The following is a 12,464-nucleotide window of genomic DNA, read 5'->3' as shown; positions in this document are numbered from 1 at the left end:
AAGCTTGTTTATAATGTTATTTGGTTATTCAATCTTTCGATTTCAGAGATGAATTTCTGATAATCAATTCCGGCTTCAGTACTGTTTTAGTGGGAGTATGAGTTTTATTATTGTTATTCATTATATCCAGAAATATACGCGCAGCATACTCTCCCATCTTTTTGCTGTGCTGATCAACTGTACTTAGTGATGGCTCAACAAATGAGGTAAAGGGTTCATTGCTAAATCCAACAATGGCAATCTGTTCCGGAATTTTAACCTGGTTCTTTTTCAAAACTCCCATAGCTCCCATAGCCGCATAATCACTGGCTGAAAAGATTGCATCAGGCAATTCTTGCCAGGTAAGCAGATCATTAGCTAACTGTTTGCCAGCATCTAATTTCAGATTGCTTTCAAGTACCAGGCTTTTATCTAAGCTGATTCCATTTTGGATTAACGCCTCCATATAACCGCGTGTACGTTCCTTGTAAATGCTTACATGCTGCGGGCCGGAAAAATGGACAATTTTTCGACAACCCTGTTCAATAAGGTGCTGCGTAGCTTTATAAGATCCAAGGTAGTCGTCTATCACTACAGCATCAACATCAAGTAATTCGAGTGATTCGTGAAGACGATCAAATAAAATCAGCGGTACATCACGCTCAACGATCTCCTTATAATGAGAAAAGTCGGTGGTCTTTTTAGCATACGAGGCGATAATACAATCGACTTGAGATTCAAGCAGTGTGCTAATATTAGCTTTTTCCTTTTCCGGAGAATCGTTTGATTGGCATATAATTACGTTATAACCGGCATCATTTACAATTTCTTCGATTCCCCGAATGATTGACGCAAAGAAGTTTCTGTCGGCCATGGGAATGATAATTCCCACGATATTACTTTTTCCTTTGCGAAGAGCTGCGGCAATATTGTTGGGTTGATAGTTCAGTTCTTTTGCAGCTTCACGAACGGATTTAATGGTGGCATCACTGATACGTGAATTGTTTTTTAACGCTCTGGATACCGTAGATGCGGTAATGTTCAGATGTTTGGCAATATCATGAATTGTGGTTTTTTTACTTTTCATGGATTAGAATATGGTATAGAGACAGTTATGCCAGTAGCTGCAATTTTTCATCATTGTTTTGATCTGTTTCGTATCGGTCATCAGAATGATTAGTCTTCATTGGCAGGTTTACCGATGGTGGCAAGAATTCCACCATCCACATAAATAATTTGTCCATTTACAAAATCACTGGCTTTTGAGGATAGAAACACAGCCGTTCCTGCAAGATCAGATGGATCTCCCCAGCGTCCGGCCGGCGTCCGGTTGATAATAAAATCGTTGAACGGGTGTCCATCTTTTCGGATTGGTTCAGTTTGGGATGTGGCGAAATATCCCGGGCCAATACCGTTTGCCTGAATATTGTACCGGGCCCATTCTGTCGCCATACTTTTCGTCAGCATTTTCAAACCGCCTTTTGCAGCCGCATAGGCTCCCACCGTATCACGGCCGAGTTCGGTCATCATCGAACAAATATTAATGATCTTTCCTTCATTGCGGGGAATCATGTGCCGAACGACCTGCTTAGCCATAATAAATGGGCCTGTCAGGTCCACGTCAATCACTTTCCGGTACTCTTGAACATCCATATCCTTCAGCGGCATGCGTTTTATAATACCGGCATTATTAACCAGAATGTTGATGGGGCCAATCTCTTTTTCAACTTGATCCACATGTTCTGCCGCTTTTTTCTCATCGGTTACATCAAATAAGAAACTGTGCACCTCGTAGCCTTCACGTTCATATTCTTCTACAGCATTTTCCATTCGGGAAGGGGTGGTACCGTTTATGATAAGTTCAGCCCCCGCTTCAGCCAGTCCCTTCGCCATCGCCATTCCGAGCCCATGTGTTGCACCCGTCACGAGTGCCCGTTTGCCCGATAAATCGAATAATGAACTCATGATTTTGCTTTTTAAATTGTAAAGTCGTTATCGCAGTTCAGTAGGTTTAGATTTATCCATATCGCTATAATCCAGGTTTTCGCCGGCCATTCCCCAAATAAATGTGTAGTTGCTTGTACCTGAGCCGCAGTGGATAGACCAGGGAGGTGATAGAACGGCCTGCTGGTTTTTCATCCAGATATGCCGCGTATTGTCGGGTTCGCCAAGAAAATGACAAACAACCTGGTCTTCAGGAAGCTCAAAATAGAAATAGGTTTCCATACGCCGGTCATGTACATGGGGCGGCATGGTGTTCCATACGCTGCCCTCCTCGAGTTGTGTCATTCCCATCTGAAGCTGACATGTTTCTACTATACTGTGTACAATTAATTTACGGATGACCCTGTGATTGGATGTTTGAAGAGATCCCAATTCAACAATTTCAGCTTCGTCCTGCGTAATTTTTTTTGTGGGATACAGGTGATGTGCAGGTGCAGAATTGAGGTAAAACAGAGGCTGTTTGCCATCCGACTGATCGAATTGCACACTTCTTGATTCTTTGCCCACATACAGAGCTTCCTTATAATCAAGTGTATACTTCTGACCATCAACAGTAACCATTCCGGTTTCTCCCACATTGATGATCCCAAGTTCCCGCCTGTCAAGAAAATGGTCTGCTTTTAGGGGCGGAATTGATTCGAGCTTAAGCGGAGTGCTCCCCGGTTTGGCACCACCAACGATAAAACGATCGTAATGGGTATAGATCAGGTTGACGTCACCATCCGTAAAAAGATCCTGGATCAAAAAATCATCCCTGATCTTTTGCTTGTCATAAGTGTCAAAGTCATCTGGATTTGCAGCAAATCGAACAGTATAATTAATAGACATGGCATAGTTGATTGACTTATAATGTAATCGATTGCGCATTATATATATATTTTCCTTTATTTTCACACAATATTTATGAATCGACAAGATGTAGTCTGTAGTTTATTGCCAATTGTTACGAATTCTATATTCACTTAAATTTAGAGATTGATATGAAAATTGAACACTTTGCTATAAATGTAGAAGAGCCGGAAAAGATGGCTGACTGGTATATTGAACATGTTGGCTTGGAGGCTGTCAGTCGAAAAGAGAAAGCGCCTTTCACATCATTTTTAGCAGATGACAGTGGGGATGTGATGCTTGAGATTTATAAGAATCCGCCTGACAATATTCCGGATTATCATCAAATGGACCCATTAAACCTGCATTTGGCATTTGTGTCAGATGACCCGGATAGTGATAAAAAAAGACTTGTAAATGCAGGTGCTGCACTTGTATCCGAAGACCACCTGGAAGATGGATCCCATATAGTCATGCTGAAAGATCCATGGGGAATTTCTATTCAGCTATGCAAAAGAGGGGTGCCAATGCTCAAACCTGGCGACCATTCCCATTGATCAGAAGATTAACCTGGGAATTAATATTTGCTCTCAATTCCGGAACTGTTTAATGGATCTCATACAACCGATTGCACAAAAAATTTTCTGTCAGCTTAATATCATAATTAGGCCCGTTTTTGGTCTATTTCTACGCTCATTGATATGGAAATAATCCTGATATATCTAATAGATCGCCATGAAGGCCTGTAGAGAATCTAAAATCTGATTTCGTATTAATAGTTTTTTTTGGTTAATTAAATTAACCGGTAAAGCTATAGAATTTGTACTCTTCAAAATGCAGAACAACTTGCTCTTGAATATCAAACAGTTTTTACTTTTACTTGTTAGTCTATGGTTGATCAGTGCAGTATCTATTGATCCAAGTACTACTGGAGTAACAGTGTACATGATTGGGGATTCAACAATGTCGGAGAAGGAGGTCCGCGCCTATCCCGAAACTGGCTGGGGTACACCCTTTGCACATTATTTCGAATCTGATGTTGTGGTTGAGAATCACGCCAGAAATGGAAGAAGCACGCGTACGTTTTTGGAAGAAGGCCGATGGGATCCCATAAAAGAGAATCTGAATGAAGGGGACTACGTATTTATTCAGTTTGGTCATAATGATGAAGTTCAATCAAAACCACAATCCACTACTAAAGAAGAGTATCAAACGAACCTGGTGAAATACGTCACAGAAACTTTGGCGCGTAATGCGCAACCTGTATTGCTAACCCCGATTGCGCGCCGGCATTTTGATCAAAACGGTGACCTAGTGGATACTCACGAGCTGTACTCCGAACTGATGCGTGAAGTAGCACAATCTGAAAATGTACCGCTGATTGATATGGACAGAAAAAGCCAGGAGCTTTTAAAAAGTCTGGGACCCGAAAAATCCAGGTTTTTTTACAATCATCTTGAACCCGGTCAAAATCCGAATTATCCCAATGGACTCGAAGATGATACACACTTTAATGAACTGGGAGCCAGAAAAATGGCGGAACTTGTAATAGAGAGTATCAGGGAATTAAACCTTGATCTTAAACAAAAAATTGTACAGTAGTGATATAAAAAATATAGTTGAATAACGAACCATAAAGGTCACTGGGAAAAGTGCATCAAAGGAACAGACTATTGCCCCATTGACATCACAGATAAAAAAAGCATCGATTAAATCAAAAATAACTGAATATGTTAGGAAAATACTCAATTGGCACCGGTGACAGATTTGGACAAGAAGGCGAAGCACAATTAAAAGCAGTTTTAAATGCGAATAATGGTGATGGTGTTACGATCTATCCCGTGTGGAATAAATCTCATCGAGAGCATCAAATCATAGGCACAAATCATGATGAAGTGAGGGAGGAGGCTGATTCCGCCATAAAGAAATTAAAATGGGATAAACCCTATTTTGTGGATGCCGATCACATCACAAGAAAAATCGTGGATCCCTACATTCAGTCATCAAATTTTTTCACCATTGACGTGGCTGATTACATTGGGAAACCAGCAGATGAATCTGATAAAGAAGAATTTATCAACAACAATAAATCACTAACCGGTGAGGTATCGATTCCCGGCATCTCAAAATCATTCAATGTAAGTGAAACTTTTCTTCAAAATTGGTGTGATCAATATCTTCATGCAATCCAGGAAGCTGCTGAACTGTATCAATACATCAAAAATAATAAAACTAATGGTGAAGCGGTCTTTGAAATTTCAATGGACGAGGTTGAAACTCCCCAAACACCCGTAGAACTGTTTTTTATCCTGAAAGCCCTGGCAGATCATGATGTTCAGCTACACACCATTGCGCCCAAATTTACGGGTGATTTTTATAAAGGCGTGGATTATGTGGGTGATATCGACCAATTCGTTAAGGAATTTGATGAAGATCTGTGGGTCATCGACTATGCCATAAAAGAGTTTAACCTTCCGGATAATCTGAAACTAAGTGTACATTCAGGCAGTGATAAATTCTCATTGTATCCTAAAATGCGGGAATTGATTACAGATCACGATACAGGACTTCATCTGAAAACATCAGGAACTACCTGGCTCGAGGAACTGATTGGCCTGGCAGAATCGGGCGAAGAAGGTCTCAATATGGTGTATAAAATATACAGTGAGGCTTACAACCGGTATGATGAGTTAACCGGTCCCTATCTTCCTGTGATTGATATAAATAAATCAGAGCTGCCAACACCTTCTGAGTTTTCTAAATGGACCGGTCAGCAGATCGTAGATGCTGTTGAGCATAATCCGGATCATCCAAAATTTCATTCCGGGCTGAGGCAGTTTTTTCATTGCTCCTATAAAATTGCGGCTGAGCAGGGTGAATCCTTCATCAATCTGTTGGTGGAAAATCAGTCCCGAATCTCAGCTCGCGTAACTGACAATTTGTACCAGCGTCATATCAAGCCACTGTTTGTAGGATAAGCTGGCTGGCTGTATGAATAGATTCTTCAAACTTTGGATTGTTATTTGAATTCTAACAGGTAGGATTAGAATTGAACCTAAATGGAAAGGTGACTTCTATTAAAAAGAGGTTCTAAAGAAATTTGGGTTTACCCACTCATCCGAACCGATGGCGGGAAGTTGTCGGGTAAGGAGGGAGGTGAAAAAACAAGTTACGGCAGAGTTATAGCAGTTCCCTGGCTGTTTCTCTGATCTCTCAATTCTCCTTTGCCAGGCTTTTTCCTTTTTTCTGACCTTCCCGGATGGCAAGCTGACCACATCCGGCATCAATATCATCACCGCGGCTGCGGCGGACGGTTGCCGTTACACGCTGTTTCACCAGCTCCTTCATAAACCGGTTGAGCCGTTCTTCCCGTACGCGCTTCAGCTCAACACCGGCCACATTGTTGTACATGATGATGTTTACTTTTGCTGGAACCCAGCGAGCTATGGAAGCGAGCTTTTTAGCATCTGCATAATCATCGTTAAAATGATCAAAAAGCAGATATTCATACGTAAGTGAAAGGCCGGTTCGGTCGAAGAAATAGCGTACTGCTTCTTCCAGTTTTTCAAGATTCAGGCTGCTGTTGATCGGCATGATTTCGTTTCGTTTTTCGTCATCAGCCGCATGGAGAGAGATTGCAAGATTTACGCCAAGGTCAAGATCTGCAAGCTGTTTGATCTGTTTGGTAAGCCCCACAGTAGATACGGTAATTCGTTTTGGGGAGAGATCAATACCTAACGGACTCGAGATCATTCGCGCAGATTCAGTAACTGCTTTGAAATTATGGAGTGGTTCGCCCATTCCCATATAGACAATATTGGTAATTTTCTTTCCATACTTCTCCTCAGCTACTTCATTGATAATCTGCGCCTGGTCAACAATTTCGCCGTGTGTGAGATTTCGGAAAAATCCCATTTTACCCGTAGCACAAAACGAGCAGCCAAACATGCAGCCCACCTGTGAGGATACACAGACTGTCAGCCGGTTTGCGGCACCGTCCGGATAAAAATCAGGAATGAGTACAGCCTCAACTTTGTATTCTTCCGGTCCGTCGAGCGCAAACAAGAACTTGATGGTGCCATCTTTCGACTGTTGCTTACTGTGAATGCGGATTCGGCGAACTTCAGCTATTTCGTTCAGTTTTGAGCGGAGATCTTTGGAGAGATTCGTCATTTCATCAAATGAAGAAGCTCCTTTTTGATAAAGCCACTGTGTGAGCTGATCGGCACGATAGCCCATCAAACCGAGATCATCGGTAAACTCCTTCAATTCCGCTGTTGTGAGTGACTTGAGATCAGTTTTTTTTGCTACGTTCAGTTCTTTTTCCATCTGTGTAATATACGAAGGAATGAGTGGAATCTACAGCTATACTGCTTTTCGAAGTATCGTTACATCGGCCAGGTGCTGTTTCTGATAACGTAGGAGCAAAAAAACAGGTCAGATGCTCACGTGAGTTGACGCTTACAGGAAGAACCCGGTTAGGTAGATTGAAACCAAAAAAAATGATTACCTGTAATTTAGAGCCATTTTTGCAACATCCGGGGTGTGGTTTTTACGTAACGATCGATGAGGATGTACCACGGAAATCCGACTAAGATCAGTTGAATTACGAATGCATCAAACCGGATGTTCATGGTCATTGTGATGCCAAAATGCATTCCGATCAGCAGGGCAGTTGTGTAGGGTCTGATCTTTTTCCACCACATCGTAAACCCGATAAACTCCGTGAACCATCCAATGAGAAGTATAACTGATGCTACAGCCGTACTTTGCAGCGCCATCGATTGTAAAAAGTTTGGGTTGTAAACACCTTCACGTGAGAGTATATCAATGCTTTTCTCACCAATCCAGAGCCAGAGATGACGGCCATCATACCAATTGATTCCGGTTCCAATCAATTTTGCAAAGAAGGCTGATGTATATCCCAAACCTATAAAAAAGATGATTGAACCCATCACAAAACGCGGCATCTGCTTCTTATCGGGAAACCAGATGGCACCAATCGCAAAGCATAAAACCGACATTCCGATCAGGTTCTGGCTATGCGGAATTTCACCCTGTGAAAAGCGGGCAACATACTGAACATGCAGCAGCACCATCACAACCATATATTGCCATTTGTACCCGAGCCTGAAATAGCATGCAACCGACAGTATGGTGATGAAAGCTGCGTTGATAATTGCGAGATAGTTCTCAAAGAAAATGGAAATATCAAAATAATTGGCAACTCCGAGCGCCAGTACAACTTCTGTATTTCTGAGTTCGGTGTATATTCCCCATTCCCAGGCGAAGCGTATGGTATAGTAGATGACAAATAGTTCGAAAAGCTTAAAGAAGATCACTTCACCGGGTGACTGATCACGATCAGGCTCAAAAAGCTGATACGAGATTTTTTCTGTCCACTTCATTATTCAATCCTCCCATACTCTGATGCCGGAAGGTTGGGATTCGTGAAGGTACTGTCAGAGGTAATCAGAATAAATGGCTTAATCTCAATGGCAACCGAATCCCGCCCGATCAATTCTCCCCGAACTTTTGTCACCATCCAGCGTCTGCCGGCAATGGCCTCGCTGCCAAACATATGGATCAGCGCCCGCTGGCGTTGTTCGGTCCAGTGTTCTGTTTTGGTTACGAAGTTGGAGAAGTCGATCTGGTCTACTCCATAGGTTCCTACAGGAACCACATCGGCAGTTCGGTTTTGCAGCAGGTGCTCTTCCCAGATATCCATTTCCGGTTTATCGGTGACATCCAGAACCATCGCGCGGGTCCACGGATTGCCGGCCTGGGAAAACATCGGGTAAATACTAAATGGCCAGAATTCACCTTCATGCGGTGCAACAAGGAGCGCATAGATCAGCAGGGTAACTCCAATTACTTTGATGCCCCGCCTGGCAAAGGATTGATTCATAATAAATTTGCTGTTTAACGGAATTTATAGAAGTCTGTGCAGATCAGGTTTAACAAAAACAGAATTTGTGCGTATGTTTGATGACGGGAACTTAATACCTCATGCAAACTTAAACAGATATAAAGATACGTTACGCTCAGCTTTTCCGTTGTGGATGCGAAAATAAGAAATATTCCCGATATATAAATCTACAGAAATGTTTTTAGAAGAAATAAGTAAAGTATTCATCACAGCACTTCTTTCGTTTGGTATAACCGGTGTGGTGGTTGCTCAGGATTTTGACGGAGATGCGATTAATAACATTCGTTTTGGTGATAACGGAGTTGTGTATCTCGAGGACTTTCAGCACTACGAAGTTGGCACTATTCCAGACGAATGGTATAACCGTGACGGAGATGCCATACCGGCGACTTACAGTGAGCGCGACAGAAGCGGATATAAGTACAGTGTTGTAAAGGAAAACAGTAATAAATTTTTGAGGTTTGAAGGTATAGAAGCCAAACATCTCAATTTCCCATTGATTGATAAAGAAGGGCTTGATATACATGAGACTCCGATTCTGAAGTGGGATTGGCGTATTTTTGATATTCCTGAAGGCGGTGATGAGAACAGCAGCAGCCGGAATGATGTGGCCGCAAGTGTATACGTGGTGTTCGATACCGGCCGCTTGTTTTTCAGGACCGTACCAATCACAATTCGATATACCTGGAGTTCCAAACACCCCGTTGGGTCAGAATTCTCAAAATTGAGGGGCAACCAGCGTATTGTGGTGGTAGGTACAGGACTGGAGAACAGGGGCGAGTGGCAGACTTTTGAGCGGAATCTGGTGGAAGATTACAAACACTTTTTTGGTGAGAAACCTCCGCGGCGGCCAATTGCTCTTCTGATCTTAAGCGCATCTGATGATACCCGATCCTTTACAAAAGCGGATTATGACAATTTTGAATTACATCCTATCCGAAATTGAAGTACATTTCATTGCTTGTTTTATGATATGATGCAATCCTCTGAACTACCCGATGGCTTCCATAATAATCACATTTCCGCAAGTTGTATTGGACTCTAACAACCTTAAAAATTGCGAGAACTTAACCCCTTGCAACGGATATACTCCGAAGCGGATCAATGCCTCTCATTATTCAATTAACAACTTTTGTGACAATACCTTGCAGGTATGATTTTTTGTACTTAGCTGCCTGACAGATCAACACTATGTTAAAAATTACCCAGTATTTTAAACCACTCGTTAAGCTGAATATCAGGCACCCGTATTGGGTGATTATGATTGCGCTCCTTGTTGCGTTAGTTTCTGGTTTTTACGCATCAAAGCTTACGGTGGATACAGATCTTGCAAATCTTCTCCCGCCTACAAATCCGAATGTTTTGGCGCTGGAGAAGTTACAAGAGACTTCCGGAGGAGAAACCGAAATGGAGGTGGCGGTTCGATCTCCGAGTTTTGAAGCTAACGTTGCGTTTGCCGAGCGTCTTGCCGAAGAAGCAATGCAGCTTCACTATGAACGGCGCAACGCACCATTCTTTACCGGCGCCCAGTTTCGCAGAGACACCGAATTTCTTGAAGATAACGCCCTCTACCTGGCTACAGAGAACGAACTGGATGAGATTATAGAGTATCTACGTGAAGAGATTGAGGCTGCCAAAGAGGAAGCCAATCCGTTTCTGGTTGATTTCGACGATTTTGATGATGAAGAGGAAGAAGATGAGCAGAATATCGATCGTTTTAAGGATAGCTACGATCAGCTTGTTCCATCAGAATACCCGGTAAATGCCGACAGTACGTTGGCTATTCTTACAATGTATCCAAGCGGCTCGCGAAGTGATATCACCTACCTTGAAGATATGTTTGCCGAATTCGATCAACTGATTGAACGGCTTGACCCCGCTTCATTTCATCCGGAAATGGAAGTGCAGTTTGGTGGCCGCCTGAAACGCCACCTTGCAGAACTCGACTCGATTATGAGTGATGTGATTAACAGTTTTGCGGCAGGTTTTTCAAGCGTTATCCTGCTGGTGCTGCTCTACTTTACCATCAAAAAATATATCAATTACAAGCGCACAGATTCCCGCCTGCAAAAACACTCCCTGTTTCAGCATATTATTCGCGCCCCGATTCCTGTACTTGTGATCGGTATACCACTGCTGGTCAGTTTGATGTGGACATTTGGAATCACCTATTTTAACCTCGGGGTTCTCAACACAATGACCTCCGTTCTTTTTGTGATTCTCTTTGGGCTGGGAATCGATTACGGCATTCACTACTATGCCCGGTATATCGAATTCAGGGCCGACGGATTGAATGTGGAAAACAGCATCCTGCAGGCGTATGAGCGAACGGGTACGGCCATTATTGTAAGTGCACTTACAACAGCACTTGCATTATTTGTATTGATGTTCGCCGATTTCAGAGGATTCTCTGAATTTGGTTTTATTGCTGGTGTGGGAATCCTTTTGGCACTTTTTTGCATGTTGTTTGTTCTGCCGTCACTGCTCGTGCTATTTGAGCGATGGAACTGGATTCTTCTCCCGCCCAGATCTGAAAAAGTAGTGATGAAACCGCTCTTCAGGCGATTTCCTTACGCACGGAGTATTGTTGCCTTCGGTATATTAACAGCCGTTATTGTAACCGTCTTTTCACCGAACCTTGAGTTTGAATATGAGTTCGGTAACCTGGAACCGGAGTTTCCTGAATACCGGGAATTCAGAGAGTTTACGCGTGGAGTAGACGAAAGTGATCGCCGGAATCCTGCATTTATTGTGGCCGATACCGATGAAGACGTGTTTGAAATTGTAGATATTCTGCGGGAAAGAAAACGGACCAACCCCGATACCATGATCCTGGATGTTGAAGCCCTGCAGGAACGTTTTCCGCCGTTTGAGGATATGCAGGAGAGGAAACTCCAAAAAATTTCAACCATTCGTCAGCTTTTGCAGGATCCGTTCATCGTAAACCAGCAGGACGAGAACCTGGATATACTCCGGCAGTCTTCGCAAACTACAGAACCGCTGACCGAAGAGCAGATTCCTGACTTTTTGAAGAACCGTTTTATCACCAGGGATGGAGAGATAGGCCGTTTTGTGATTGTATATCCGAATGAGGGACTCTCAGATGGATTGAAGTCAATCGCTTTCAAAGATGAGCTCTCAGATATAACATTGGAAAGCGGTAAAACCTATCATGCAGGAAGCACCTCGATAGTAGCAGCCACAATGCTCGACCTGATGAGAACCGAGAGCCCTTACATGGTGATTGCTACATTCATTATCGTGTTTATATGTATATCACTCTCGTTTATGTCGCTTCGATGGACACTGATTGCCCTGATCCCGCTGGTAATTGGTTTACTCTGGCTGTTTGGCATACAACTGATTTTTGGGTTAAAATTCAATTTTTACAATCTGGTAGTACTTCCGGCTATTTTAGGTATTGGTTGCGATAACGGCGTTCACCTTGCTCATCGGTACCGCGATGAGGGATCAAAAAGTATGTGGAATGTTCTTTCAAGCACGGGACAGCATATCACTATAGGATCTTTTACGACTATGCTTGGATTTGCCGGACTTCTCTTTACGGTACATCCGGGGCTGCAGTCGATAGGAATTATGGCTGTGATCGGGATTGGAATGACGCTGCTTTCGGCATTAACATTTCTGCCTGCGATGGTTCAGTTTCTGGAGGATAAAAACCTGATCAATCACCGGTCCGAAGATTAACGGAATTTCGAACCTT

The 12,464-nt window shown here is 42.8% G+C and carries 11 protein-coding genes; 5 read left to right on the top strand and 6 right to left on the bottom strand.

Features of this window, described 5'->3' with window-relative positions; translation table 11 throughout:
* Positions 1 to 28: 28 nt before the first annotated feature.
* The 3 genes from DYD21_RS13045 to kduI form a co-directional block, all read right to left on the bottom strand.
* Entirely contained in the window at positions 29 to 1,066 is a 1,038-nt protein-coding gene (locus tag DYD21_RS13045; protein WP_116037434.1) for a LacI family DNA-binding transcriptional regulator, read from the bottom strand.
* An 89-nt stretch (positions 1,067 to 1,155) separates the two neighbouring features.
* Positions 1,156 to 1,944: a gluconate 5-dehydrogenase gene (locus DYD21_RS13040; protein ID WP_116037433.1), complete on the bottom strand. Its 789-nt coding sequence runs from the start codon at positions 1,942 to 1,944 to the stop codon at positions 1,156 to 1,158.
* Positions 1,945 to 1,971: 27 nt separating this feature from the next.
* Positions 1,972 to 2,811 carry a 5-dehydro-4-deoxy-D-glucuronate isomerase gene (gene kduI / locus DYD21_RS13035; protein ID WP_116037432.1) on the bottom strand — a complete coding sequence of 280 codons (840 nt, stop codon included), beginning with the start codon at positions 2,809 to 2,811 and terminating at the stop codon, positions 1,972 to 1,974.
* Between the two features lie 152 nt (positions 2,812 to 2,963).
* On the opposite strand from kduI, the gene DYD21_RS13030 reads away from it, so the two are divergent.
* From DYD21_RS13030 to DYD21_RS13020, 3 genes are all read left to right on the top strand, one after another.
* Entirely contained in the window at positions 2,964 to 3,368 is a 405-nt protein-coding gene (locus DYD21_RS13030) for a VOC family protein (RefSeq protein ID WP_116037431.1), read from the top strand.
* 388 nt (positions 3,369 to 3,756) lie between these two features.
* Positions 3,757 to 4,413: a rhamnogalacturonan acetylesterase gene (locus tag DYD21_RS13025; protein ID WP_209388426.1), complete on the top strand. Its 657-nt coding sequence runs from the start codon at positions 3,757 to 3,759 to the stop codon at positions 4,411 to 4,413.
* 128 nt (positions 4,414 to 4,541) lie between these two features.
* Positions 4,542 to 5,789 (top strand): tagaturonate epimerase family protein, encoded by a 1,248-nt coding sequence (locus DYD21_RS13020; protein ID WP_116037429.1) that lies wholly within the window; start codon positions 4,542 to 4,544, stop codon positions 5,787 to 5,789.
* A gap of 235 nt (positions 5,790 to 6,024) precedes the next feature.
* On the opposite strand, the gene rlmN is transcribed toward DYD21_RS13020, so the two are convergent.
* From rlmN to DYD21_RS13005, 3 genes are all read right to left on the bottom strand, one after another.
* Positions 6,025 to 7,140: a 23S rRNA (adenine(2503)-C(2))-methyltransferase RlmN gene (rlmN, locus tag DYD21_RS13015; protein ID WP_116037428.1), complete on the bottom strand. Its 1,116-nt coding sequence runs from the start codon at positions 7,138 to 7,140 to the stop codon at positions 6,025 to 6,027.
* 188 nt (positions 7,141 to 7,328) lie between these two features.
* Entirely contained in the window at positions 7,329 to 8,219 is an 891-nt protein-coding gene (locus DYD21_RS13010; RefSeq protein ID WP_116037427.1) for a hypothetical protein, read from the bottom strand.
* The gene (locus tag DYD21_RS13005) at positions 8,219 to 8,719 is read right to left on the bottom strand and encodes a hypothetical protein (RefSeq protein ID WP_116037426.1); all 501 of its coding nucleotides are present in this window, start codon (positions 8,717 to 8,719) and stop codon (positions 8,219 to 8,221) included. Before DYD21_RS13005 ends, DYD21_RS13010 begins: the two co-directional genes overlap by 1 nt.
* 196 nt (positions 8,720 to 8,915) lie before the next feature.
* Here DYD21_RS13005 and DYD21_RS13000 point away from each other — a divergent pair, with 196 nt between their 5' ends.
* Together DYD21_RS13000 and DYD21_RS12995 are read left to right on the top strand one after the other, a co-directional pair.
* Positions 8,916 to 9,686, top strand: coding sequence for a DUF3047 domain-containing protein (locus tag DYD21_RS13000; RefSeq protein ID WP_116037425.1), 771 nt, complete (start codon positions 8,916 to 8,918; stop codon positions 9,684 to 9,686).
* Positions 9,687 to 9,931: 245 nt separating this feature from the next.
* On the top strand, positions 9,932 to 12,448 hold the full coding sequence (locus tag DYD21_RS12995) for an RND family transporter (protein WP_116037424.1): 2,517 nt from the start codon (positions 9,932 to 9,934) through the stop codon (positions 12,446 to 12,448).
* The last annotated feature ends 16 nt before the right edge of the window (positions 12,449 to 12,464 follow it).

Origin of the sequence: Rhodohalobacter sp. SW132 (genome assembly GCF_003390325.1) — a bacterium.
In the GTDB taxonomy this organism is placed as follows: Bacteria; Bacteroidota; Rhodothermia; order Balneolales; family Balneolaceae; genus SW132.
This window is presented reverse-complemented; position numbering and strand designations above follow the sequence as displayed.

What these genes read in the sequence shown, in the direction of transcription:
- DYD21_RS13045 (WP_116037434.1), bottom strand. Translation starts at nt 1,066, where the DNA reads ATGAAAAGTAAAAAAACCACAATTCATGATATTGCCAAACATCTGAAC.
- DYD21_RS13040 (WP_116037433.1), bottom strand. Translation starts at nt 1,944, where the DNA reads ATGAGTTCATTATTCGATTTATCGGGCAAACGGGCACTCGTGACGGGT.
- kduI (WP_116037432.1), bottom strand. Translation starts at nt 2,811, where the DNA reads ATGTCTATTAATTATACTGTTCGATTTGCTGCAAATCCAGATGACTTT.
- DYD21_RS13030 (WP_116037431.1), top strand. Translation starts at nt 2,964, where the DNA reads ATGAAAATTGAACACTTTGCTATAAATGTAGAAGAGCCGGAAAAGATG.
- DYD21_RS13025 (WP_209388426.1), top strand. Translation starts at nt 3,757, where the DNA reads ATGATTGGGGATTCAACAATGTCGGAGAAGGAGGTCCGCGCCTATCCC.
- DYD21_RS13020 (WP_116037429.1), top strand. Translation starts at nt 4,542, where the DNA reads ATGTTAGGAAAATACTCAATTGGCACCGGTGACAGATTTGGACAAGAA.
- rlmN (WP_116037428.1), bottom strand. Translation starts at nt 7,140, where the DNA reads ATGGAAAAAGAACTGAACGTAGCAAAAAAAACTGATCTCAAGTCACTC.
- DYD21_RS13010 (WP_116037427.1), bottom strand. Translation starts at nt 8,219, where the DNA reads ATGAAGTGGACAGAAAAAATCTCGTATCAGCTTTTTGAGCCTGATCGT.
- DYD21_RS13005 (WP_116037426.1), bottom strand. Translation starts at nt 8,719, where the DNA reads ATGAATCAATCCTTTGCCAGGCGGGGCATCAAAGTAATTGGAGTTACC.
- DYD21_RS13000 (WP_116037425.1), top strand. Translation starts at nt 8,916, where the DNA reads ATGTTTTTAGAAGAAATAAGTAAAGTATTCATCACAGCACTTCTTTCG.
- DYD21_RS12995 (WP_116037424.1), top strand. Translation starts at nt 9,932, where the DNA reads ATGTTAAAAATTACCCAGTATTTTAAACCACTCGTTAAGCTGAATATC.